26 protein-coding genes and 1 pseudogene are annotated in these 22,975 nt (G+C 70.9%); 10 read left to right on the top strand and 17 right to left on the bottom strand.

The annotated features are described in order from the left end of the window. Positions 1–27 precede the first annotated feature (27 nt). Together ACFHPP_RS20480 and ACFHPP_RS20475 are read left to right on the top strand one after the other, a co-directional pair. On the top strand, positions 28–699 hold the full coding sequence (locus ACFHPP_RS20480; protein ID WP_437165093.1) for a nitroreductase: 672 nt from the start codon (positions 28–30) through the stop codon (positions 697–699). Then, complete coding sequence (locus tag ACFHPP_RS20475) at positions 696–1,964, top strand: MFS transporter (RefSeq protein ID WP_437165092.1); 1,269 nt, start codon at positions 696–698, stop codon at positions 1,962–1,964. The genes ACFHPP_RS20480 and ACFHPP_RS20475 overlap by 4 nt, the downstream gene beginning before the upstream one ends. A gap of 88 nt (positions 1,965–2,052) precedes the next feature. On the opposite strand, the gene ccmI is transcribed toward ACFHPP_RS20475, so the two are convergent. The 7 genes from ccmI to ACFHPP_RS20440 form a co-directional block, all read right to left on the bottom strand. Beyond that, positions 2,053–2,850, bottom strand: a complete 798-nt coding sequence (gene ccmI / locus ACFHPP_RS20470; RefSeq protein WP_437165091.1) for a c-type cytochrome biogenesis protein CcmI — start codon at positions 2,848–2,850, stop codon at positions 2,053–2,055. Beyond that, a complete protein-coding gene (locus ACFHPP_RS20465; RefSeq protein ID WP_437165090.1) occupies positions 2,847–3,323 on the bottom strand; it encodes a cytochrome c-type biogenesis protein in 477 nt (158 codons plus the stop codon). Before ACFHPP_RS20465 ends, ccmI begins: the two co-directional genes overlap by 4 nt. A gap of 65 nt (positions 3,324–3,388) precedes the next feature. Beyond that, complete coding sequence (locus tag ACFHPP_RS20460; RefSeq protein ID WP_437165089.1) at positions 3,389–3,952, bottom strand: DsbE family thiol:disulfide interchange protein; 564 nt, start codon at positions 3,950–3,952, stop codon at positions 3,389–3,391. Positions 3,953–3,962: 10 nt separating this feature from the next. Then, a complete protein-coding gene (locus ACFHPP_RS20455; protein WP_437165088.1) occupies positions 3,963–5,939 on the bottom strand; it encodes a heme lyase CcmF/NrfE family subunit in 1,977 nt (658 codons plus the stop codon). Next, positions 5,936–6,466 carry a cytochrome c maturation protein CcmE gene (gene ccmE / locus ACFHPP_RS20450; RefSeq protein ID WP_437165087.1) on the bottom strand — a complete coding sequence of 177 codons (531 nt, stop codon included), beginning with the start codon at positions 6,464–6,466 and terminating at the stop codon, positions 5,936–5,938. Before ccmE ends, ACFHPP_RS20455 begins: the two co-directional genes overlap by 4 nt. Continuing rightward, positions 6,463–6,609, bottom strand: a complete 147-nt coding sequence (ccmD, locus tag ACFHPP_RS20445; protein ID WP_437165086.1) for a heme exporter protein CcmD — start codon at positions 6,607–6,609, stop codon at positions 6,463–6,465. The genes ccmE and ccmD overlap by 4 nt, the downstream gene beginning before the upstream one ends. After that, the gene (locus ACFHPP_RS20440; RefSeq protein ID WP_437165085.1) at positions 6,606–7,340 is read right to left on the bottom strand and encodes a heme ABC transporter permease; all 735 of its coding nucleotides are present in this window, start codon (positions 7,338–7,340) and stop codon (positions 6,606–6,608) included. The genes ccmD and ACFHPP_RS20440 overlap by 4 nt, the downstream gene beginning before the upstream one ends. 167 nt (positions 7,341–7,507) lie before the next feature. Here ACFHPP_RS20440 and ACFHPP_RS20435 point away from each other — a divergent pair, with 167 nt between their 5' ends. From ACFHPP_RS20435 to ACFHPP_RS20420, 4 genes are all read left to right on the top strand, one after another. Continuing rightward, the gene (locus ACFHPP_RS20435) at positions 7,508–7,798 is read left to right on the top strand and encodes a YciI family protein (RefSeq protein WP_437165084.1); all 291 of its coding nucleotides are present in this window, start codon (positions 7,508–7,510) and stop codon (positions 7,796–7,798) included. Between the two features lie 130 nt (positions 7,799–7,928). Further along, positions 7,929–8,375, top strand: coding sequence for an EVE domain-containing protein (locus ACFHPP_RS20430; protein ID WP_437165083.1), 447 nt, complete (start codon positions 7,929–7,931; stop codon positions 8,373–8,375). Positions 8,376–8,379: 4 nt separating this feature from the next. After that, complete coding sequence (locus tag ACFHPP_RS20425; protein WP_437165082.1) at positions 8,380–8,868, top strand: GFA family protein; 489 nt, start codon at positions 8,380–8,382, stop codon at positions 8,866–8,868. Next, the gene (locus ACFHPP_RS20420; protein WP_437165081.1) at positions 8,861–9,223 is read left to right on the top strand and encodes a Rieske (2Fe-2S) protein; all 363 of its coding nucleotides are present in this window, start codon (positions 8,861–8,863) and stop codon (positions 9,221–9,223) included. The genes ACFHPP_RS20425 and ACFHPP_RS20420 overlap by 8 nt, the downstream gene beginning before the upstream one ends. 270 nt (positions 9,224–9,493) lie before the next feature. Here the strand turns inward: ACFHPP_RS20420 and ACFHPP_RS20415 are convergent. After that, positions 9,494–9,853: pseudogene (locus ACFHPP_RS20415) on the bottom strand (cyclase family protein); the annotation flags it as partial. A 504-nt stretch (positions 9,854–10,357) separates the two neighbouring features. Between ACFHPP_RS20415 and ACFHPP_RS20410 the strand changes: the two are divergent. Continuing rightward, positions 10,358–11,338: a Bug family tripartite tricarboxylate transporter substrate binding protein gene (locus ACFHPP_RS20410; protein ID WP_437165080.1), complete on the top strand. Its 981-nt coding sequence runs from the start codon at positions 10,358–10,360 to the stop codon at positions 11,336–11,338. Between the two features lie 488 nt (positions 11,339–11,826). Here the strand turns inward: ACFHPP_RS20410 and ACFHPP_RS20405 are convergent, their stop codons facing one another. From ACFHPP_RS20405 to ACFHPP_RS20365, 9 genes are all read right to left on the bottom strand, one after another. Further along, the gene (locus ACFHPP_RS20405) at positions 11,827–12,597 is read right to left on the bottom strand and encodes an enoyl-CoA hydratase/isomerase family protein (RefSeq protein ID WP_437165079.1); all 771 of its coding nucleotides are present in this window, start codon (positions 12,595–12,597) and stop codon (positions 11,827–11,829) included. Continuing rightward, positions 12,594–13,562, bottom strand: coding sequence for a Bug family tripartite tricarboxylate transporter substrate binding protein (locus ACFHPP_RS20400; protein WP_437165078.1), 969 nt, complete (start codon positions 13,560–13,562; stop codon positions 12,594–12,596). The genes ACFHPP_RS20405 and ACFHPP_RS20400 overlap by 4 nt, the downstream gene beginning before the upstream one ends. After that, positions 13,559–14,524, bottom strand: coding sequence for a Bug family tripartite tricarboxylate transporter substrate binding protein (locus ACFHPP_RS20395; RefSeq protein ID WP_437165077.1), 966 nt, complete (start codon positions 14,522–14,524; stop codon positions 13,559–13,561). The genes ACFHPP_RS20400 and ACFHPP_RS20395 overlap by 4 nt, the downstream gene beginning before the upstream one ends. Before the next feature lie 4 nt (positions 14,525–14,528). Beyond that, positions 14,529–15,512 (bottom strand): Bug family tripartite tricarboxylate transporter substrate binding protein, encoded by a 984-nt coding sequence (locus ACFHPP_RS20390; RefSeq protein WP_437165076.1) that lies wholly within the window; start codon positions 15,510–15,512, stop codon positions 14,529–14,531. Positions 15,513–15,537: 25 nt separating this feature from the next. After that, positions 15,538–16,353 carry an amidohydrolase family protein gene (locus tag ACFHPP_RS20385; RefSeq protein ID WP_437165075.1) on the bottom strand — a complete coding sequence of 272 codons (816 nt, stop codon included), beginning with the start codon at positions 16,351–16,353 and terminating at the stop codon, positions 15,538–15,540. Next, positions 16,350–16,943: a carboxymuconolactone decarboxylase family protein gene (locus tag ACFHPP_RS20380; protein ID WP_437165074.1), complete on the bottom strand. Its 594-nt coding sequence runs from the start codon at positions 16,941–16,943 to the stop codon at positions 16,350–16,352. The genes ACFHPP_RS20385 and ACFHPP_RS20380 overlap by 4 nt, the downstream gene beginning before the upstream one ends. Beyond that, positions 16,940–18,142 (bottom strand): CaiB/BaiF CoA transferase family protein, encoded by a 1,203-nt coding sequence (locus ACFHPP_RS20375; protein WP_437165073.1) that lies wholly within the window; start codon positions 18,140–18,142, stop codon positions 16,940–16,942. Before ACFHPP_RS20375 ends, ACFHPP_RS20380 begins: the two co-directional genes overlap by 4 nt. Then, positions 18,142–18,747, bottom strand: a complete 606-nt coding sequence (locus tag ACFHPP_RS20370) for a glutathione S-transferase family protein (RefSeq protein WP_437165072.1) — start codon at positions 18,745–18,747, stop codon at positions 18,142–18,144. Before ACFHPP_RS20370 ends, ACFHPP_RS20375 begins: the two co-directional genes overlap by 1 nt. 67 nt (positions 18,748–18,814) lie before the next feature. Next, entirely contained in the window at positions 18,815–19,753 is a 939-nt protein-coding gene (locus tag ACFHPP_RS20365) for an NAD(P)-dependent oxidoreductase (RefSeq protein WP_437165071.1), read from the bottom strand. Positions 19,754–19,830: 77 nt separating this feature from the next. Here ACFHPP_RS20365 and ACFHPP_RS20360 point away from each other — a divergent pair, with 77 nt between their 5' ends. The 3 genes from ACFHPP_RS20360 to ACFHPP_RS20350 all read left to right on the top strand — a co-directional run bounded on the left by ACFHPP_RS20360 (position 19,831) and on the right by ACFHPP_RS20350 (position 22,958). Next, complete coding sequence (locus tag ACFHPP_RS20360) at positions 19,831–20,700, top strand: fumarate hydratase (protein ID WP_437165070.1); 870 nt, start codon at positions 19,831–19,833, stop codon at positions 20,698–20,700. Further along, a complete protein-coding gene (locus tag ACFHPP_RS20355) occupies positions 20,697–21,320 on the top strand; it encodes a fumarate hydratase C-terminal domain-containing protein (RefSeq protein WP_437165069.1) in 624 nt (207 codons plus the stop codon). The genes ACFHPP_RS20360 and ACFHPP_RS20355 overlap by 4 nt, the downstream gene beginning before the upstream one ends. 63 nt (positions 21,321–21,383) lie before the next feature. Next, positions 21,384–22,958: an esterase/lipase family protein gene (locus ACFHPP_RS20350; RefSeq protein WP_437165068.1), complete on the top strand. Its 1,575-nt coding sequence runs from the start codon at positions 21,384–21,386 to the stop codon at positions 22,956–22,958. The last annotated feature ends 17 nt before the right edge of the window (positions 22,959–22,975 follow it).

Below are 22,975 nucleotides of genomic sequence, written 5' to 3'. Positions count from 1 at the left end.
GGCCGAACCGGAGGACGACGCCAAACCATGGATGTGTTCGAGGCGCTGGCGACCCGCCGCAGCATCCGCGGCTTCCGGCCCGACCCGGTACCGCGCCCGATGATCGAGCGCATCCTGGCCGCGGCGTCCCGCGCGCCGTCCGGCTCCAACATCCAGCCCTGGCATGTCCGGGTGACCCAGGGCGCGGAGAAGGCGCGGCTTTCGGCCGAGCTGCGCGCGGCGCATGAGGCCGGCGCCGCGGTGCCGCGGGAGTACGAGTACTACCCGCGCAAATGGCGCGAGCCCTACCAGGCGCGGCGCCGCAAGGTGGGCTTCGGGCTGTACGAGCTGGCCGGGGTGGCGCGCGGCGATTTGGCGGCGGGCAACGCCCAGCGCGCCCGCAACTTCGACTTCTTCGGCGCCCCCGTGGGGCTGTTCTTCACCATCGACCGCGACCTGGAACAGGGCTCCTGGCTCGATTTCGGCATGTTCCTGCAATCCATCATGCTGGCGGCGCGCGGCCTCGGCCTCGACACCTGCCCGCAGGCGGCGTTCTGCGACCACCACGACGTGGTGCGCCGGGTGCTCGGCCTGGCGGACGACCAGGTGATGGTCTGCGGCATGTCGCTCGGCTTCGAGGACAAGGGGGAGCCCACCAACGCGCTGGTGACGGAACGCGCGAAGCTGGCGGATTTCGTGACCTTCGGGCCGGAGGAATGACCACGGACGCCGTCCTCGACAGCCGGCAGGCCTGGGTCCGGCTGGCGGCGCTGGTCGGGCTGGCGACGCTCGGCGGGGCCGGGATGTGGTCCGTGGTGGTGGCGCTGCCCTACGTCCAGGCGGAATTCGGCGCGACACGGGGCGAGGCCTCCCTGCCCTACACCTTGACCATGCTCGGCTTCGCCACCGGCGGCATCCTGATGGGGCGGCTGGCGGACCGCTTCGGGGTGATGGTGCCGGTGCTGATGGGCACGGTGATGCTGACGCTGGGCTACGTGCTGGCGGCGATGGCGACCAGCCTGATGGCCTTCGCCCTGGCGCAGGGCGTGCTGATCGGGGCGCTCGGCTCCTCCGCCGCCTTCGGGCCGCTGCTGGCGGATGCCTCGCTGTGGTTCCGCCGGCGGCGCGGCATCGCGGTGGCACTCGCGGCCTCCGGCAACTACCTGGCCGGCACGGTCTGGCCGCCGATCCTGCAGGCGCTGATCTCGGCGCAGGGCTGGCGCGTGGCGCATCTGGTGGTGGGCGGCGTGCTGCTGGTGACCATGCTGCCGCTGTCGCTGCTGCTGCGCCGCCGCCCGCCCGCCCTGCCGCCGGTGGTGCCGCGGGCGGCCGGCGCGCCGGCCCCGGTCGCGGCCCGGCCGCTCGGGATGGATTCGAATCTGCTGACCCTGCTGCTGTGCGTCGCGGGCCTCGGCTGCTGCGTCGCCATGGCGATGCCGCAGGTGCATATCGTCGCCTACTGCGCCGACCTCGGCTATGGCGTCGCGCGGGGGACGGAGATGCTGTCCCTGATGCTCGCCTGCGGCATCGTCTCCCGCATCGTGTCGGGGCTGATCGTGGACCGCATCGGCGGGCTGGCGACGCTTCTGCTGGGCTCCGTGCTGCAGGCGGTGGCGCTGGCCTTCTACCTGTTCTTCGACAGCCTGGTGTCGCTGTACCTGATCTCGGCGCTGTTCGGCCTGTTCCAGGGCGGCATCGTGCCGAGCTACGCGGTGATTGTGCGCGAATACTTCCCCGCGCGGCAGGCCGGCACGCGGGTCGGCGTGGTGCTGATGGCGACGCTGCTGGGCATGGCGCTCGGCGGCTGGCTGTCCGGCGTGATCTTCGACTGGACCGGCAGCTACGCCGTCGCCTTCCTGAACGGCATGGCCTGGAATGCGATGAACGTCGTCATCGTGTCCTGGCTGCTGTGGCGGGCGCGGCGGCTGGCGGGCGGCGCCAAGAAGCCCTCTCCCCCACCTTTCATAGGGGAGAGGGTTGGATGAGGGGGACGCCGAGGGGCTTGAACAGGTTCAGCCATCTGGAAGGCCCCCCTCACCCTGCCCTCTCCCCCCCGGGGGGAGAGGGTTGCGGCTATGGCAGGGCCTGGAGCTGGCGCTCCACCACCGGGCGCCAGGGCGCTTCCGGCCCGGCCTCGGCCAGCAGCGCCTGCCAGGTGCGGCGGGCATTGTCGGCACGGCCGGCGCGCGCCTCGGCGAGGCCGGCCAGGAAGCGCAGCCGCGGCTCGCGCGGCGCGGACCCCAGCGCGCGGGCGATGAGCGCGGCCGCGGCCTCCACCTCGCCCCGCTCGATCTCCAACTCGGCGAGGTCGCCCGCCAGTTCCACCTCGAAGCGTGAATCGAGCGCGGCGCGGTAGGCCGCGGCGGCCTCGGCGAGGCGGCCGCGGGAGCGTTCGGCGTTGCCGAGCAGGATCTGGCCCTGGCGGGCGGTATCGGTCGCCGGGTCCAGCATGGCGACGCGGGCGCGCAGCATCTCCAGCATCCGGTCCTCGGCCGCCATCTGCTCCTGCCGCGCGGCGAAGGGGGCGGCGGGCATGTCGGGCGTGCCGCGCGTCATGTACAGGCCGATCGCCGCGGCCGGCAGCAGGAAGACCAGCGCGCCGAGCAGGGCGGGGGTGCGGGCGGATTTGTCCCCGGCGGCGTCCTCCGCCGGGGCGGCCAGGATGCGGCGCTGCACCTCCAGGCGCGCGGCCTGGTGCTGGGCGGCATCCAGGCGGCCGGTCTCAAGCTCCCGGTCAAGTTCCACGAGTTGCGCGCGGTACAGCGCCAGGTCGGCCTCGCTGCGGCCACGCAGGCGGGCGGGGCGCAGCAGCGCCCAGGCCAGCGGCGCCAGGGCGAGCGCCGCGACGCCACCGAGCAATAGCCAGATCACGCCCTGTTTCCATCCTGTGATTCGAGGTCCGCCAACCGGCGCTGTTCCTCCGCGCTCAGCGGCGGGGGCGGCGGGATCTGCGCGGTGGTGCGGCGGGCCATCAGGATCAGGCCGAAGCCGAGCAGCAGGGCGACGAAGGGGGTCGCCCACAGGACCAGCGTGTTCCAGGCGAAGGGCGGCCGCAACAGCACGAAATCGCCGTAGCGCGCGTGCAGGAAGTCCTTCACCTCCGCATTGGAATCACCGGCGGTGATGCGCTCGCGGACGATCAGGCGCAGGTCGCGGGCCAGGCTGACCTCGCTGTCCTCGATCGACTGGTTCTGGCAGACCATGCAGCGGATCTCGCGGCCGAGGGCACGGGCGCGTTCCTCCTGCGCCACATCGGGCAGCATGTCGGCGGGGCTGGTGACGGCCGAAGCGGGGTTGGCGAGGAGGAGTGCTGCGGCAACCAATGCTGCGCGTGCCCCCCTCACCCAACCCTCTCCCCCCTGCTGGGGGGAGAGGGCTTTGCCGGGTCGGCGCGTGGTGTGTGGTCCCATCACCCATACCTACGCATCAGCACACGGAGATCGAGGTTCAGCACCTCCTCCGTGATCGGCCCGGCATAGCGCCAGCGGATGAGGCCCTGGCGGTCAAGCAGGTAGCTTTCCGGCACGCCATAGACGCCCCAGTCGATCGCGACGCGGCCCGGCGCGTCCTGCGCCAGCCTTCCGAAGGGGTTGCCGTGGCGGCGGATGAACTGGAGGCTGTCGGCGGGCTTGTCCTTGTAGGCGATGCCGTAGATGGGCATGCCTTCGCGGGACAGCTTCATCAGCTGCGGATGCTCGATGATGCAGGGCACGCACCAGCTCGCCCAGAAATTCACCAGCGCCGGGCCCGGCAGATTCGCCAAATCGGCGGAGCCGAACGCCTCGACGCCGCTTTCGGGCAGCGCCGGCAGGCTGAACTCGGGCGGCTTCTGGCCGATCAGGGCGGAGGGCACGCCGCGCGGGTTGTAGGCGCCGGTGCGCTGGCGTTGCAGCGCCGTGTAGAAGCCGATGCCGCCCACCGCCGCGGCGGCGAAGGGCAGGCCCAGCAGCAGGCGGCGCGAGGTCGGAGTCATGCCCGCCTCCTCACGCCGGCTTCGGCTGGCCGCGCGCCACCGCACGGTTCGGTGCGGAGACGCGGACCCGACGATCCGCCAGCGACAGCGCGGCGCCGAGCGACATGATGCCGGCGCCGATCCAGATCCAGGGCGCCAGCAGGTTGAAGTGCACGCGGATCACGGCCTTGCCGGTCGCCGCCTCCTCCTCCCCGATCACCGCGTAGAGGTCGGCCATCAGGTTGGTGCGGATGGCAACCTCCGTGGTGTGCTGGCTGGCCAGCGGGAAGTGGCGCCGGGCCGGCGTCATGACGTGCAGTTGCCGGCCGTCGCGCAGCACGGTGATGCTGGCGCGACGCGCCGTCCAGTTCGGGCCGACCTCGTCCCGCACGCCGTCCAGGCGCCATTCATAGCCGGCCAGCGTGGTGGATTCGCCGGGCGACAGCGCCACCAGCCTTTCCTGCGCCAGCCCCATGCCGGCGATGCCGGCGGCGGTGATGCCGATGCCGGCATGGGCGATGGCCGCCCCCCAGGCGGCGCGCGGCAGGCCGCGGGCGCGGTTCCAGGCGTTGCGCGGGTTGGTGCGGAACAGGGCGGTGCGATCGGCGATGTCGGCGAAGGCCGCACCCACCACCCAGGCGGCGAAGGCGAAGCCCACGGCGGGCAGCACGCGCTGGCCGGAGGCCAGCAGCGCCACGAAGAAGGTCGCGAAGCCGATGACGGCGACCCACCACAGCTTCATCACCACGGGCATGAACTGCGCCCGCTTCCACGGCATCAGCGGGCCCGCCGCCATCGCCAGCAGCAGCGGCACCACCAGCGGGAAGCTGGCCGCATTGAAGAAGGGCGGGCCGACGGAGACCTTGCTGCCGAACAGCGCATCCGCGAACAGCGGCCACAGCGTGCCGACGAAGACCACGGCGGTGATCGAACAGACCAGCAGGTTGTTCAGCACGATGGCGCCTTCGCGCGACACCGGGGCGAAGATGCCGGTCGGGATCATGGCCCGCGCGCGGAAGGCGAACAGCAGGAAGGCGCCGGCCAGGTAGAACATCAGCAGGCCGAGGATGAACAGGCCTCGTTCCGGGTCGTTGGCGAAGGAATGCACGCTGTTCAGCACGCCCGACCGCACCAGGAAGGTGCCGAGCAGGGACATGCCGAAGGCGATGATGGCCAGCAGGATGGTCCAGGTCTTCAGCGCCTCCCGCTTCTCCACCACGATGGCGGAATGCAGCAGGGCGGTGCCGATCAGCCAGGGCAGCAGGGAGGCATTTTCCACCGGGTCCCAGAACCAGTAGCCGCCCCAGCCGAGCTCGTAATAGGCCCACCAGGACCCCAGCGCGATGCCCATGGTCAGGAAGGACCAGGCGGCCAGCGACCATGGGCGCACCCAGCGGCCCCAGGCGGCGTCGACCCGGCCCTCGATCAGGGCGGCGATGGCGAAGGCGAAGGTGACGGCGTAGCCGACATAGCCGAGGTAGAGCAGCGGCGGATGCAGCGCGAGACCGATATCCTGCAGGATCGGGTTCAGGCCCTGGCCATCGGGCGCCGGCGGCCACATCCGCTCGAAGGGGTTGGAGGTGCGGATGGTGAAGATCAGGAAGCCGACCGAGATCAGCCCGAGCACGCCGAGCACCCGCGCCCGCAGCGCCGTCGGCAATTCGCGGCCGAAGGCGGAAACCGCCGCCCCGCAGATGCCGAGGATCATGATCCAGAGGACCAGCGAGCCCTCATGGTTCCCCCAGGTGCCGGTCAGCTTGTACAGCATCGGCTTGGCCGAATGGCTGTTTTGCACGACGTTGACGACGCTGGTGTCGTTGATGGCGTAGGAATACATCAGGCAGCCGAAGGCCGCGGTGATGGCGAGGCATTGCCCGAGCGCCAGCGGCGCGCCGGTCGCCATCATCCGCCCGTCGCGCATCTCCGCGCCCAGCAGCGGCAGGGTGGACTGGGCCAGCGCCAGGATCAGCGCCAGCACCAGGGCGAAATGGCCGACTTCCGCGATCATCCGCCTGTGTTCCGAGTTACAGCCGCCGGCTGTGTGGGGTTGAGCGTGTTCCAGGTGGCAGGCGCCGGTGGTGCGCCCTGTTCGGGCTGCCAGTGGCCGGCGCGCTTCAGCGCATCCGCGACCTCGGGCGGCATGTAGGTCTCGTCGTGACGCGCCAGGACTTCCGTGGCGCGGAAGGTGCCGTCCAGGCCGAAGCGGCCGGCGGTGACGACGCCCTGGCCTTCGCGGAACAGGTCCGGCAGCACGCCCTGGTAGGTCACGGGCACGGTATTGGCGCCATCGGTCACCCGGAAATGCACGGTGGGCCGGGCGCCGGAGGCGGTGTCCTCCCGCTTCACGCTGCCGGCCTCGACCAGGCCACCGAGGCGGAAGGATCGCTCCGGCGCCGGCCGTTCCGCGACGATGTCGGAGGGCGAGCGGAAGAAGACGATGTTGTCCTGGAAGGCGGTCAGGGTCAGCGCCGTGGCACTGCCCACGCCCACCCCGCACAGCACGAGAATCCAAAGGCGGCGGCGCTTGCGCGTCATGTGTTCCTCTCGCCCCGGGGGTCGAGCCTTTTCAGTTTCGCCACGGCCTGGCGCTGGCGCAGCACGGCGGAGATGGCCAGCGCCGCGAAGACCGCCAGCGTGCCGGCCCAGCTTGCCGAGATATGGATCCAATGCGTCGTCATGCCGCAACCTCCGCGCGCCGCGCCCGGGCGGTCTCCAGCGCCCGGATGCGGCGTTCCATCACGGCGCTGCGGGTGCGTGCCAGCACCACCGCGCCGAACAGCAGGGAAAACCCCAGCGCACAGACCAGCAGCGGATACAGCATGTCCACATGCATCCCCGGCGCATCCAGCCGGGTGACGCTGGCCGGCTGGTGCAGGGTGTTCCACCAATCCACCGAGAACTTCACCACCGGCAGGTTCACCAGCCCGACCAGGGCCAGGATGGCGCCGGCCCGCGCGCCGCGTTCCGTCTCGTCGAAGGCGCGCACCAGGGCGGCGTGGCCGAGCCACAGGAAGAACAGCACCAGCACGCTGGTCAGCCGGGCATCCCAGACCCACCAGGTGCCCCACATCGGCTTGCCCCACAGGCTGCCGGTGGCCAGGCACAGCGCGGTGACGGCGGCGCCGACCGGCGAAAGCTCCCGCGCCGTGAGGTCGGCCAGCGGGTGCCGCCAGATCAGCGACATCAGCGACAGGATGCCAAGGCCGAGGTAGCCGCCCATGGCCAGCCAGGCCATCGGGACATGCACATACATGATCCGCACCGTCTCGCCCTGCTGCCAGTCGGCCGGTGCGTAGAACAGGGCCCAGGCGGTGCCGAAGGCGGTGACGCCCAGCGCCAGCGCCCAGAGCCATGGCATCAGCCGCCCGGTCAGCCGCAGGAAGCGGCCGGGGTTGGCGAATCGGTGCAACGACCGCGCGGCAGGCGCAGGGCTTGCGGGGGAGCCCGGGGTGGCGGGCGTTATCGGTCTGGCGTCCACATCCCTACAGTAGGGGTCCTTCGCGCCGGATTGAAGCCGGTGACCAGGGGCGTTACGTCCCTTTCTCCGCCACGCGCGCTCCATAGGGACCGAACGCCATGATCTTCGCCATCTCCTGCACCGACAAGCCTGGCTCCCTGGAGCTTCGGATGGCGACCCGGCCGACGCATCTGGCCTATCTCCAGGAGCACATGGCGAATTTCGTGCTGGTCGGGCCGGTGCTGGACGGCGAAGGCAAGCCCTGCGGCAGCCTGCTGGTGGTCGACGCCGCCGACCAGGCCGCCGCCGAGGCCTTCGCCGCCGGCGACCCCTACGCCAAGGCCGGCCTGTTCGAGACCGTCACCGTCCGCCCCTTCCGCACCGTCTTCAAGGACGGGGCGCAGGTGTGATGTCTCATCCTGCGGATCGTGGCCGATCCTTCCTCAGGCGCCGGCGCTGCGCTTGGCTGCGCCGCACCTGCGGCGGCGGCCGGTCGGCCGCTCGACCGCCTTCGGCGGGCGCAGGTCCCGAGGTTGTCGCATGACGTCCCGCGCACGCCATTTCTGGCTGGTGAAATCCGAGCCCGATGCCTTTTCCTGGGACCAGCAGGTGGCGAACGGCACGGAGCCCTGGACCGGCGTGCGCAACCACATGGCCAAGGCCAACCTCGCCGCCATGAAGAAGGGCGACCTGGCCTTCTTCTACCACTCCAACATCGGCAAGGAGATCGTCGGCGTGGTGGAGGTGGCCCGCGAAGCCTATCGGGACCCGAGCGTCGAGCCCGGCACCAAGGGGGAATGGGTCTGCGTCGACATGAAGGCCGTCTCCCCCCTGCCGAAGCCGGTGACGCTCGCCGAGATCAAGGCGGACCCGGATTTTGCCGAACTGGCCCTGGTGCGGATGTCGCGGCTTTCGGTGATGCCGGTCTCGGCCGAGCATTGGAAGAAGCTGTGCAGGCTGGGCGGCTGGAAGGCCCCGAAGGAGTAGCGCGATGCGGCTGGAAGGGTCCTGCCATTGTGGGAAGGTCGGGTTCCGCGTGGAGAGCGCGCACCCCTATCCCTACCAGCGCTGCTACTGTTCCATCTGCCGCAAGACCCAGGGCGGCGGCGGCTTCGCCATCAACCTGTCCGGCGATGCGGCGACGCTGAAGGTGCGCGGCGCGAAGCACCTGAAGGTGTATCGGGCGGTGCTGCGGGAGCCGGGCCAGCGATCCCGCAAAAGCCCGGGCCAGCGGCATTTCTGCGCGGAATGCGGCAGCGCGCTGTGGCTGTTCGACCCGCGCTGGCCGGAGCTGGTGCACCCCTTCGCCTCCGCCATCGACAGCGCATTGCCGGTGCCGCCGGAACACACCCACCTGATGCTGGGCTCGAAGCCGGGCTGGGTGGAGCCCTGCTTCGCGAAGCGGGACCGGCGGCACGACGAGTACCCGAAGGAAAGCATCGCCGCATGGCACGCAAGGCTGGGGCTGGCGGATGAGTGAGGTCGCGGCGGATGAGCGGGTGCTGTGCCGGCTGGAGGAGATTCCCGACGGCGAAAGCCGCGGCTTCGCCCCGGCCGCCGGCGCCTTCACCGGGCTGTTCGCGGTGCGGCGCGGCGGGCAGGCCTTCGTCTATGTGAATTCCTGCCCGCATGTCGGCCTGCCGCTGGACCCGGCGCCGCACCGCTTCCTGGATGCGAAGCGCAGCGCCATCGTCTGTTCGGCGCATGGCGCGCGCTTCCGGATCGAGGACGGGCTGTGCACCTCCGGCCCCTGCTACGGCGAGCACCTGGAGGCGGTGCCCACCCGGGTTGATGCCGAGGGGCGGGTGGTGGTGCCGGCGAAGGCGGGGCTGTAGGTTCGGCACGCCCCCCTCACCCCGACGGAGCACTGCTACGGCGCTCTCCGCCCGATGGGGGGAGAAGGCTATCCCGAGCCTGCCAAAGCATCGCGGCCGCCGCGCCATCTCGTCCAGCTTCATGTTCTCCAGCAGGTGCACCCCATGCACCGCCAGCGCCAGCTGGTGCACCGGTAGGGACGCATCCGGCAGGGTCTTCGATGGCGCGCATTCCACCGGCCAGTTGTCCGAGCCCATCAGGATCGGGTTGCGCTGGATGATCCATTCCGCCGCCGCCACGCCGATCCCTGGGCAGCTGCGCACGGTGCGGGCATTCTCCCGCCCCCACAGCGTGCCCCAGCCGGTGTGGATGATGACGGCGTCGCCCTCCGCGATCTGCATGTTCTGGCGGGACAGCGCCTGTTCCAGGTCGGCCACGGTGATCTCGTCGTCGTCGCCCGGCACCGGCACGCCCTTCAGGCCCGCCACGTCGACCAGCACGCCGCGGGTCATCACCGTGCCGATGGTGTGCACGCCCATCTCGGTGAAGCCGGACCGGCCGCTGATCGAGGGCAGGTCGACGCAGTTGTAGACCTGGTCGGCGATGGTCTGGTGCGGGAAGGCATCGAGCTGGGTGCCGAAGAAGGGCATGGTCGGCGCCAGCACATGGCCGAGTTCCACCATCTGCCCGGTGCGGATCAGCCGCGCCGCCGCCTGGGCAGGCTCCGGCCTCTGCAAATTCATCGAGCCGCGGCGGTGGGCCGCGCCCCAGCGGCTGGGGCAGCGCTGCGAGGTCTCGGGCGGCGACCAGCGCTGCGCCTGGCTTCCCTGGGCCTGGGCGGGGCTGGCGGTGAGGCCCGTGTGGCCGCCGCCGCAGGCAAGGCACTGTTTCTCTCCCGGATTGCCGGCGGTTCCGCCGGTCCGGGCGGAACGCTACGCGGCCGGTCGAGCGGGCCGCAATTCCGGTCGTCATCAAGGCTGTGCGTTCACAGGGGCGATGGCATGGCGGCCCGCGGCGCATCCATGGTCGGAAAGCGCTTGTCTCGTCCCTCAATTAGCATGAAATTCTATCGGTTGAACGCTGAGGCCGAGCCAGGGGAGAAATCTTCCAAATCCGGGCGCATTGCGACGCCCTGCGACCTTTGGAGATCGATCATGCCCCTCGCCCGCCGCAACCTCCTGCTCGCCACGCTCGGCCTTGCCGCCACGCCCCGATCCTTGCGCGCGCAGGCGCCCTACCCCGACCGCCCGATCCGTCTGATCGTGCCCTGGCCGCCGGGCGGCGCCGTCGGCGTGCTGGCGCGGGCCATGCAGCAGGCGCTGAGCCTGGAACTGGGCCAGCCCGTCGTCATCGAGAACCTGGGCGGCGCCTCCGGCCGCATCGGCGGCCAGGCCGCGGCGCGCGCGGCGGCGGATGGCTACAGCCTGTTGCTGGCCAACGACACCTTCGCCGCGACCGAGGCGCTGCCGGTGCCCGGCACGCCCTCGCTCCGCCACGCCTTCACGCCCGTGACCCAGGCGATCACGGCGGCGCAGGGCTTCTTTACCCATCCGCGGTCCGGCCTGAAGTCCGTGCAGGATTTCGCCGCCGCGGCGCGCGCGCGGCCGGGGGTGCTGAATGTCGGCGTGCCAGGCATCGGCGCCTCGCAGCACTTGACCAGCGAGCTGATGCTGCGGGCGGCCGGCGGCTTGCGGGTGGAATACGTGCCCTATCGCGGCGGCGGGCCGGTGCTGCAGGACCTGATGGCCGGCAACATCGATGTTGGCGTCGTCACCTTCTCCGCCGGCGTGCCGCAGGCGCGGGACGGGCTGCTGGTGCCTTTGGTGGTGACCAGCGCCGCACGGCCGGACAGCCTCCCGGAGGTGCCGACCGCCGCCGAGACCATCGCGCCCGGCTTCGTGCAGGATACCTGGATCGGGTTGTTCGCCCCCGCCAGCACGCCGTCGCCGATCGTCACCCGGCTGCACCAGGCGGTGCGGGTGGCGATCGCGGACCCGGCGGTGCGGCAGGTGCTGGAAGGGCTGGGCTTCGCACCCTCCGGCCTCGACCCGGCCGCCTTCGCCAGCCAGTTCGACCAGACCATCGCCACCTTCGCCGGCATCGCGCAGGAACGCGGCATCACGGCCGGAAGTTGATTCCCGGACCCTTGCAGGTCTCGCTCACCGGCGCCGACCTGTCAGCGGCTGGCCGGCGCGGTGGCGGAGGGGATGCCGTTCTGCCCCGGGGCCGTTGGGCCCATGCCTGAGCCTGGTCGCCCCCCCGTCGTTCCTGTGAGCCCGAACAGTCGCTTGGGCCACCAGCGAAGCCCGTTCGCAAGGTCGGGTCGTCATGGAACACGCCACCGAGCCGCAGGTCCCCACTTCCTCCGTGATGGGGATCGGCGTCTCCAGGGACCGCCTCGACGTCGGCATCCTGCCCGGCGACGAGGTCTTCTTCATCTAGAGCATTTTCAAGTCAGGCTGATACGCCTGACGCCTCGGAAAATGCGCCAAATCAACAGCTAGGGCCGTTTCACCTGTGCATGGCGCAGGTGAAACGGCCCTAGCGCGATGCCGAGGGGCTCGAGGCCCTCGCCGCGCGCGCCTCGCCCCCCTGGGGGCCGCGCCATCCGGTGCGGCCCGGCTCAGCGCCCCTTGAAGACAGGCGCCCGCTTCTCGGCGAAGGCACGCAGCGCTTCCTGCGTGTCTTCCGTCGCCGCCAGGGCCACGGTCTGCGACTGCTCGTAGCGGTAGCCCTCATGCAGCGGCAGGTCTTCCGTCACCTGGAAGCTGCGCTTCGCCGCGCGCACCGCCAGCGGCACCTTCTGCGCGATCTCCGCCGCGATGGATTGCGCGGCCGCCACCACCTGGTCGCGCGGCACGCACAGCGAGGCCGCGTTCATCCGCAGCAATTCCGGCCCCGTCATGCGACGCGCCGTGTAGATCATCAGCCGCGCATCGGATTCGCCGAGATGCCGGCGGACATGCTTCACGCCGCCGGCGAGGCCGACATCGACCTCGGTCATGGACAGGAACGCCTCCTCCGCCACCACCAATATGTCGCAGCACAGCGCGAGGACGCAGCCGGCGCCGATGGCCGCGCCGTTCACCGCGGCGATCACCGGCTTCTCGCATTCCAGCACGCAGTCGAAGCCGGCGCGCACCAGGCGGTTGTGGCGCGGATAGGCGCCGGGCGTGTCGCGCGCCGGGCGGTCCTTCAGGTCGGCGCCGGCCGAGAAGGTTTTCCCCGCGCCGGTCAGCACCACGGCACGGACATCCTCACGGTCGTGCAGTTCGTCGAAGACGCGCACGATCTCGTCCCGGAACGCGCCGTTCTGGGCGTTCACCGGCGGGCGGTCGAGCGTGACCGTGGCCACGAAATCCGCGACATCCAGCCGCATCGTCGAATAACTCATTCGGCGCGTATCCCCGCGGCTTCGATCACCTGCTTCCAGCGCGCGCTTTCGGCGCGGATGGTCGCCGCCAGTTGCTCGGGCGTCGATGGCGTGGGTTCCTCCCCCAGCGCCTCCATCCGCGCGCGGTAGTCGGGGCGGGCGAGGATGTCCTGCACCGCCTGGCTCAGCCGTGCCACGATCGGTGCCGGCGTGCCGCCCGTCGTCGCGATGTAGTTGAAGGGCGCGGCATCGAAGCCGGGCAGCGTTTCCGCCAGTGCCGGCAGATCATTGGCCAGGGCCGAACGCTGCGGCGTGGTGACACCGAGCGCGCGAAGATTACCGGACCGCGACGGCGGCAGCAGGATCGACAGCGTGTCGAGCGCCATCGTCACCGTGCCGCCCAGCAGGTCCGTCAGCGCCGCGCTGGTGCCGCGATAAGGCACATGGGTGATGTCGATCTTCGCCAGGAACTTCAGCATCTCCCCGGCCAGGTGGGAGGAGGAGCCGATGCCGGAGGAGGCGAAGGTCAGCGTGCCCGGCCGCGCCTTGGCGAGGTCGATCAACTCCGCCAGGGAACGAGCCGGCACGCCGGGATGCACCGCCAGCAGGTTCGGCGCGCGCTTGATGCCGGAGACCGGTGCGAAATCCGCCACCGGATCATACGGCACCGACCGCATCAGGTAGGGGTTGACGATCTGCGGACCCGGCGTGCCGTACAGCAGCGTATGCCCATCCGGCGCCGCGCGGGCCACCGCCTGCGCGCCGATGGTGGCGCCGCCGCCCGGGCGGTTTTCCACCACCACCGGTTGGCCGAGCACGGCGCCCAGCGGCTCCGCCAGCATCCGCGCGGAGGCATCGGCGGAGCCGCCCGCGGCGAAGGGCACCACCAGCCGCAGCGGCCGGCTCGGGAAGGCCTGTGCGAGCGCCAGGGAGGGTGCGGCGAGCGCGGCGGCCAGCACCGCGCGGCGGGTGAGGGTCGCGGTCATTGGATGCGGATGCCTCCCTTCTGGATCACCGGGCCCCAGCGGCCCGATTCCTCCCGCACCATCGCGGCCAGCGCCTCCGGCGTGCCGCCCAGCTTCTCGATGCCCAGCACCTCGAACCGGCTGGTCAGCGGCGGCGAATCCAGGATGGCGTTCAGCTCGGCGTTCAGCCGCGCGATGATGGCGGGCGGCGTGCCACCGGGCGCGAGAAGATAGTTGAAGCTGGCGTCGTGGAAGCCGGGCAGGGTGCGGCCGACCGGCGGCAGCGCCGGGGCCGCCGCGGCCGGGTCGGCCGTGCTGACGCCGAGCGCGCGCAGCCGGCCGTCCCGCACCAGCGGCAGCAGCGTCGCGATGTTGTCCATCATGAAGTCGACGCGCCCGGCCATCACCTCCTGCACCGCGGGTGCCGTGCCGCGGAACGGGACATGCAGCAGGTCGAGCCCCGCCATCTGCCCGAACATCGCCGCCGCCAGGTGGCCGGAGGAGGCGACGCCTGCGGAGGCGAAGGTCATGCCGCCCTGCTGCGCCTTGGCCTGCGCGATCAGCCCGGCCACGTCCCGCGCCGGACTGTCCGGCCGCACCACCAGCAGTTTCGGCGCCCGCAGGATGGCGATGACGGGCGTGAAATCCGCCGCCGGATCATAGGCCAGGTTCTGCATCAGGTGCGGGTTCAGGATCTGCACGTTGGGCGTGGCGTACAGCAGCGTCAGCCCATCCGGCGCGGCGCGGGCCACCGCCAGGGCGCCGATGGTGGTGCCGCCGCCGGGGCGGTTCTCCACCGTCACCGTCTGGCCCAGCGCCTGGCCGAGCGGGTCCGCCAGCAGCCGCGCCACCGTGTCCGCCGCGCCACCCGGCGCGAAGGGCACGACGAGGCGCATCGGGCGCGCCGGCGCCCAGGCCTGTGCCGTGGCGATGCGCGGGGCCGCCAGCGCGGCGCCGGCGAGCAGAAGTGTCCTGCGGTCCATCGGACTATTCCAGCTTCACGCCGGTGGTGCGCACCACCTCGCCCCAGGTGGCGTGGGTTTCGCGGATGAAGGCGGCGAAGTCGGCAGGGCTGCTGCCGACGATGCGGCCGCCCTGGTTCAGCAGCGCCGCCTTGGTCTGTTCATCCGCCAATGCCGCCTGCGCCGCCGCCAGCAGGACCGCGACGCGCTCCGCCGGGATGCCGGCCGGGCCGAGCAGCCCGTACCAGGTCTCGCTGACCATGCCAGGCACGCCGGATTCCACCGCCGTCGGCACGTCCGGCAGGATGCCGAGCCGCTCGGCCGACGTGACCGCGAGGGCCGGCAGCGTGCCGGCGCGGACATGGCCGATCAGCGCCGGCGCATCCGCCATCAGGATCTGGATGCGCCCCGCGAGCAGATCCGTCACCGCCGGGGCGGCGCCACGATAGGGCACATGGGTGATGTCGACGCCGGCGCGGATCTTCAGCAACTCGCCCGCCATGTGCAGCGACGATCCGATGCCGGCCGAGCCGAAGGCAAGCCGCCCCGGCTGCGCCTTGGCCATCGCCACCAGCTCCGCCATGGTCTTCGGGCCGAGGCCGGGCGCCACCGAGACGATCTGCGGCACGCCGAGCACCTGGGTGATCGGCGTCAGGTCGCGCAGCGCGTCATAGGGCATGTTCGGTTGCAGATGCGGCTGGATGACGATGGCGCCGCTGCTGGCCAGCACGATGTTGTGCCCATCCGGCCGCGACTTGGCGATGGCATCGACACCGATCAGCCCGCCGGCGCCGGCCCGCGCCTCGATCACCACGGGCCGGCCCAGCTTCTCGGTCATCACCCGGCTGATCAGCCGCGCGATGGTATCCGCCGGTCCGCCGGCGGCGAAGGGCACCACCATCCGCACCGGCTGGTCGGGGAAAGCCTGGGCAAGGGCCAGGCGCGGCAGGGCGGCGAGGCCAAGGCCAGCCAGCGTTCCTGTCAGTGTCGCGCGCCGTGTGATGTTCATTGTTGTTTCCTCCCGCTTGTCGTTGTCAGTCGAAGCCGAACAGGTGCTCTGGATTGTCCACCAGGATGCGGCGGATCAGTGCCGCGTCGCCCAGCCAGTCGAGGCACTGATCCAGCATGGCCCGCGCATCCGGCGGCGGGTCCATGCGGACGTAGGGCCAGTCGGAGCCCCACAGCAGCCGGTCCGGATTGGCGGCGACCAGGGCATCGTGCAGCGGCCGCAGCGCCTCCAGCGCGGCGTCGCCCCGCTTCACCCGGCACAGCGTCAGCTTCACCCAGATGCCGCCGTCCCGCAGATGCGGCAGCAGCGCGTCGAAGGCCGGATCGTCCGGCCCATCCGGCATGCCAAGATGGTCCAGCACCAGCGGCACGCCGAGTGGCAGCAGGCCGGGCAGCAATTCGGAAAGCTGCGACGCGCTGGCCCAGAGATGCGCCTGCCAGCCGAGCGCGCGCAGCCGCGGCGCCAGGATGCGCAGGCTGCCCACGCCGATGCTGCCGGGGTAGCGGCCGCCGCCGCCCGGCGCCTGCATCTCCACGAAGCGCAGCGCGCGGATGCCGGCCGCGTGCCAGGCTTCGAGCGTCGCGTCCGTGACGGTCTCGTCCGCGATCATCACGCCGCGCAGCCTGCCCTCGCCACGCGCCAGCGCATCGAGCAGGCAGGCCGGGTCGCGGCCATAGGGGGCGGGCTGCACCAGTACGGCGCGCGTGGTGCCGAGCCGCGCCCGCATCGCCGCATGCGTCGCGAGATCCGCCATCGGCAGCGCGTAGGGGGAGGCACCGGCGGGAAAGCGCGGGTCGAAGACGTGGGTGTGGGTGTCGCAGGCGCCCGGCGGCAACGTCACGGTGCGGCTTCCGGCAGGTGGAACAGGCCGGTCTCCGGCGCTTCCAGCGGCGCCGCGGCGCCATCGGGCAGCGGGATGCCGTGCGCGTTCAGGGTCATCGAGACCATGGTGTAGTAGCCGACCAGCGCCGTCAGCTCGACCACGCCCTTCACACCGAAATCCTGCACCGCCTGCGCGTAGATCGCATCCGGCACGCGGCCGTCCTGTTGCAGGGCGCGGGCGAATTCATAGACCAGCTTCTCGTCGGGTTTGTCGAAGATTGGCGCGCGGCCTTCGCGCATCGCGTCCAGGATTTCGGCGGAGATGCCGTTCTCGGCGGCGGTGCGGGCATGCACGAACCACTCCACCTGCGCGCTCCAGCGCCGGCCGGTGACGCAGATCGCCAGTTCGGACAGCCGCTTCGGCAGGCTGGTGGAGAAGCGCAGGGATTCGCCGAGCGCCGACCAGCGCCCCGCCAGCTCCGCATTGTGGATCGCCGCGCGCAGCGGCCCGATCACCTGGCCGCGCGGGCCGGACACCACGCGATCCCACACGGCGCGCTGCGCCTCGTCCAGGTCCTCCCGGGTCGGCAGGGGAATGCGCGGCGTCATGTCACGCCACCTTCGGCCAGTGCGGCGCGGTCGGCCTCGTCCAGGCCCAGCTCGGCCAGCACTTCATCGGTGTGCTGGCCGAGCAGCGGCGGCGGGCGGTCGAAGGACAGCGGCGCATCGTGCAGCCGGATCGGGCTGACGACCTGTGGCACCATGCCATGCGGATGCGGCAGGTCGCGCAGCATCCGGCGGTGCTGGATCTGCGGATCGGCGAAGACGTCCGGCACCGTGTTGATCGGGCCGCAGGGCACGCCGGCGGCATCCAGCAGCGCGGTGAGTTCGGCGCGGGTGAAATCGGCGAAGCGCGCGGTGAGGAGCGGCGTCAGCACGGCCTCGTTCCGCACGCGGTCGGCGTTGCGGATGAAGCGCGCATCGCGGGCGAGGTCCGGCTGCCCGATCGCCTCGCACAGTTTCGCGAACTGACTGTCGTTGCCGACGGCCAACACGATGAAGCCATCGCTGGCCGGGAACACGTCCTGCGGCTGGATGTTCGGGTGGCGGTTGCCCGCCCGCGCCGGCACCTTGCCGCCGACGAAGTGGTTCATCGCCTGGTTCGCCAGGAACGCCGCCTGCACGTCGAGCATCGCCAGGTCGATGGTTTCTCCCTGCCCGGTTTCCGCGCGCCGCGCGACGGCGGCCAGGATGGCGACGGTGGCGTACATGCCGGTCATCAGGTCGACGATCGGCACGCCGACCTTCTGGGGCGGCGTCTCGGGCGCGCCGGTCACGCTCATCAGGCCGCCCATCGCCTGGATCATGAAGTCGTAGGCCGCCTGGTCGCGGCGCGGGCCGTCCTGGCCGAAGCCGGTGACGGAACAGCAGATCAGGCTGGGCTTGAGCGCACGCAGGCTGGCGGCATCGAGGCCGTAGCGAGCCAGCGCGCCGGCCTTGAAGTTCTCCACCACGATGTCCGCGGTCTCGGCGATGCGGCGCACCACGGCCTGGCCTTCCGGCTTCGTGATGTCGATGGTCACGGACCGCTTGCCGCGGTTCACCGCCAGGAAATACCCGGCCTCCTTGGTCGCGCGGCCCTCGCGGTCCTTCAGGAAGGGCGGTCCCCAGGCGCGGGTGTCGTCGCCGACGCCGGGGCGTTCGATCTTGATGACGTCCGCGCCGAGATCGGCCAGCACCTGCGTCGCCCAGGGCGCCGCCATGATGCGGCCAAGATCCAGCACGCGTAGATGGGAGAGGGGCCCCATCAGGCGTCGACGACCTGCGTCGCCTGCATCGAGGGCCGCTTCTCGAATTCCGCGTGGAAGGCGGCGAGGCGCGGATGGCCCTGGCGCCATTCGAGGTCGGCGAAGCGGAAATCCAGGTAGCTGCCGAGGATGCCGAGCGTGATCCGGGCCAGGCCGAAGGGGATCTGGTCGATCTCCCGGTCCAGCGCCGCCAGGGCCGAGCGGGTCTTCAGCTCGAAGGCGTCGAACAGCACCTGGGAGGGCTGCGCCCTGTCGCGCTCGTTCCGCCACAGGATCAGGATATCCAGCAGGCCGGTCGCCAGCGCGTGGCGGCGCAGTTCCGCCCAGCGCGCCGGGCCCTCCGCCGGGATCAGGCGCGGGCCGCCATGCAGCGTGTCCAGGTATTCGCATATGACGCCGCTGTCATACAGGACGCTGCCATCCTCCAGCCGCAGGGTCGGGATCTTGCCGATGGGGTTTTCCGGCAGCAGGTCGTGGTTCGGCTTGGTCATCGCCACCACGGTGCGGATCGTGGTGATGCGATCGGCCAGGCCGGTCTCATGCGCGAAGACCATCACCTTGCGCACGAAGGGCGAGCGCGGCGACCAGTGCAGCGTCATGGACATTCTGACGAGTCTCCCCTTTAGGCCAGTTGTATGACCTTAGGCCGCTTCGGCTAACGCCGTCCAGGCCCTATTCCCGCGTGGCGTCGTGGTGCGGCCGGCCGGCCCGGAAGGCCTCGATGCCGTGCGCGATCATCCGGATGATATCGACCCGCGTCTCCCGCGTCAGGGAGGCATAGTGCGGCGCCACCACCAGGTTCGGCGCCGCCAGCATGGCTGGGTCCGGCACCGGCTCGGACCGGAACACATCGGTCGCCGCGCCGCGGATGGTACCGGCGTGCAGCGCCGCGACCAGGGCCGCTTCGTCCACCACGGAACCGCGCGCGATGTTCACCAGGAACCCGGCCGGCCCCAGCTTCGCCAGCAGCGCCGCATCGACGATGCCGGCCGTCTCCGGCCCGCCGGGGCAGCACATCACCAGGGCATCGGAACGCTCGGCCAATTCGCCGATGCCAGACACGTAGTCCCACGGCGCCCCCGGCTTCGGCCGCGGGCCGGACCACAGCACCTTCATGCCGATGCCCTGGGCCCGGCGGGCCACAGCCGCGCCGATGCGGCCGAGGCCGAAGATGCCGCAGGTCTTGCCGAACAGCCGGGTGGAGCTTTCGGCTCGCCCCTTGGTCCAGGCGCCGGACCGTACAAAGGCGTCGGCGTACACCACCCGGCGGGCGATGCCGTACAGCATCGCGATGGCGTAGTCCGCGGTGTCCTCCGTCAGCACGTCCGGCGTGTTCAGCACCGCGCAGCCATGTGTGCGTGCCGCATCCAGGTCGATCCGGTCCAGCCCGGTGCCGGTGCTGGCCAGCAGCTTCATGCCGGACAGGCGCGCGAACATCGCGGCATCGCAGCCGACCATGGCGGTGGTGACGCCGATGCGGAAGCCCGCCACCGGGCCGGGCGGCTGCGCCGCGAGATCGACCAACTCATGCCCCGCCGCCTCCAGCGCCGTGCGCAGGTCCGCCGGCACCGGCGTCATCACCAGAAGTCGTTCGCCGGCTGTGCCTTGCATGGGGGGTGTCCTGTCGCGCTATGATCGCTGGAAAGGCCAGGGTAATGACCTTTGACGGGAAGGGAAGCCAGGCCAGGATGCCGATCACCCAGGATGCCGTGAAGACGCTGACCGCCCAGCTGTATGACTGGTCGCTGCGCCGCGTGCCGGACGACACCAAGGACGCGCTGCGCCGCGCCCGCGCCGCCGAAACCCACCCCGGCGCGCAGCGGGTGCTGGAGATCATGCTGGGCAGCGCGCTGCGCGCCGAGGCGACCGACCGCTTCGTCTGCTCCGACGCCGGCGTGCCGGTATTCCGGGTGACGCTGGGCAGCGCCGCGCGGTGGGAGGGCGACCTGAAGGCCGCGATCTCCGAGGGTTTCTCCGAGTTGGTCGGCCGCATCCAGCCGCCGCTGCTGAAGCATGTGACGAACCCGCTGACCAACGAGCGTGGCTATGCCGGAAAGGACATGCCGCTGGTGACGTGGGAGATGGAATCGGGGGCCGACTGGATCGAGATCGCCTGCCAGCCCAAGGCGCTGGGTTCCGGCCGCTGGGCCACCGCGGAGACCTTCAGCTTTCCCTCGCTGGCGGATATCGAGGCCTATGTGATGAAGGCGGTGATGCAGGCGGGGTCGCAGCATTGCCCGCCGGTGATCATCGGCGTCGGCATCGGCGGCAGCTTCGACGTGGCGGCGAAGATCGCGAGCAAGGCGACCTACCGCCCGATCGGCAGCACAAACCCGGAGCCGGTGCTGGCGGCGATGGAGGAACGGCTGCTGCGTGCGGTCAACGCCACCGGCTTCGGACCGATGGGCACCGGCGGCGACACCACGGCGCTGGCGGTGCATGTGGATTACAGCGCCGGGCATGGCTACACGCCCGTCGCCGTCTGCTTCAACTGCTGGATCAACCGCCGCACCCGCGCGCGCCTCCACGCGGACGGCAGCGTGGAGCGCATGGAATGAGTGGGGACTATCGCCGCGTCACCATGCCGATGACGCGGGAGGATGCGCGCAGCCTGCGCGCCGGCGACATGGTGCTGCTGGATGGCGAGATCACCATCACCGCCGGCCTGCCGACGCATCATCGCATCCTGGCCTGCGCCGATCGTGGGGAAGACCCGCCGATCCCGCTGGACGGCGGGTCGCTGCTGCATCTCGGCAGCTACAGCCAGGACACGGCGAAGGGGGGCCTCGAAATCCTCTACATGAACCCGACCACCAGCACGCGCTTCAACCCCATCATGCCGCGGCTGATCCGGCATTTCGGGCTGACCGCGGTGGGCGGCAAGGGCGGCCTGGACGCGGCGTGCCGGGAGGCGATGGCGGAGGTCGGCTGCGTCTATTTCTCGTTCCTTGGCGGAGGCGCGCCGCTGCATTCGGCCGCGATCACCGCGGTGCGCGACGTCGCCTGGAACGACCTGGTGGCGCATTACCGCCTGGTGCGGCTGGCGGTGCGCGGACTCGGCCCCGTCACCGTCGGTATCGACGCCCACGGCAACAGCCTGTTCGAGGATCTGTCCGCCCAGGCCAACGCCCGGATGCCGGAGATCCTGGCGCAGTTGGCCCGCGACCGCGACGGCTGAGTTTCGTTGCGGCAGGCGTCCGCGCATGGCAAGACTCCGTCAGGCCGGACGGGGAGGACTGCCATGGCGCGCGACATAGGCCCGCTGCTGCACCCGCTGATCTTCGTGCGCGGCTATGCCGGCACCGAAGGCGCCATCGAGGAAGCGGTCTCCGACCCCTACATGGGCTTCAACACCGGCTCCACGAAGCTGCGGCAGCTTTGGACCGGCCAGGTGAAGCGGCACTATTTCGAATCGCCGCTGGTCCGGCTGATGAAGGAATTCGGCTACCGCGACGCCTATGTCGCCGGCCTCGACCAGCTTCTGGACAGCGACCGCGCGGAAAAGCTGCCGCGGCAATGCGTGGTGATCTACCGCTACTACGAACGCGCCTCCGCCTCCTTCGGGGAGGACCGGCAGGTGACGATCGAGGAATTCGCCGAGGATCTGGGCGGCCTGGTCGAGACGCTGCGCGACCGCGTCGACATGGCCGGCCGCGACCCGAAAGAATTCCGCGTCAACCTCGCCGCGCATTCCATGGGCGGGTTGATCATCCGCGCCTTCCTGCAGAACGACGCCATCGGCAAGCCGGAGACCAAGGCGATGGTGGACAAGGTCTTCACCTACGCCACGCCGCACAACGGCATCGAGATCGAGATGCTGGGCAACGTGCCGTCCTTCCTGTCCGCCGGCAGCGCCAACAATTTCAGCCGGCCACGGATGCGCGAATATCTCGGCCTGCCGAAGGATGCGGAACGGGTCGACACCCTCGCCGGAAGGTTCGATCCGGACCGCTTCTTCTGCCTGATCGGTACGAATTCCAAGGATTACCCGGTGGGCGGCGGTGTCGTCGCGCGCGCGGCCGGGCCGTTCAGCGATGGGCTGGTACGGCTGTACAATGCCGGGGTCAGCGGCCCGCCCAGGAACCCCGGCGAGCCGACGCGCTGGGCGCCGCGCGCCTTCGTCCACCGCAGCCATTCCGGCCCCTTCGGCATCGTCAATTCCGAGGAAGGCTACCAGAACCTCCGGCGCTTCCTGTTCGGCAATGTCCGCGTCGACGGCGTGCTGGACGTTACCGCGCTGACGCTGCCGGATGAGGTCGAGGCGATGCGCGCGGCGGGCAAGCAGGTCCGCGCCTCCTACCATTTCGAATGCATCAGCCGCGTGCGCGGCGCCACCTGGGATCTCAGCCGGCGCGTGGCGGCGGAGAATTCCACCGTGTTCCGGAAATACGGGGAGCTGTTCCCGGAATTCGCGCGCGACATCGACCGCAAGGCGCATGCGCGGCCCGAGCTGTTCACCGCCTACCTGGACGCCGATGCACGGGTGGACAGCGCACGCGCCTCGCTCGGCTTCGCCGTCGATATCGGCGTGCTGGTGCCGGACTACGTGGTGGATGGCGTGCTGTGGCTGAAGAACCACTACGCCGGCGGTTATCTGTTCCGCGACAAGGTGAACCTGGAGGCGCTGCCCCCCACCGGGAAGAAGGGCTGGCGCCTGCGCTACGGCTTCGACAGCCGCACGCCCAACGCCACCACCGCCTTCGCCGACTGCACCGAGGCGGATGACCACGTCGAGTTCCGGATCCCGATCGTGCAGAAAAGCCGGCCGGGCATCGAGGCGACGCTCATCATCAGCACGCGGAGCTGGAACAGCTGAAGCATTTTCAAGTCCGG

Source organism: Falsiroseomonas sp. E2-1-a20 (genome assembly GCF_051433195.1).
Lineage (GTDB): Bacteria > Pseudomonadota > Alphaproteobacteria > Acetobacterales > Acetobacteraceae > Falsiroseomonas.
Note: the sequence above shows the minus strand (reverse complement) of the source record. Positions and strands in the feature narration are given on the sequence as shown.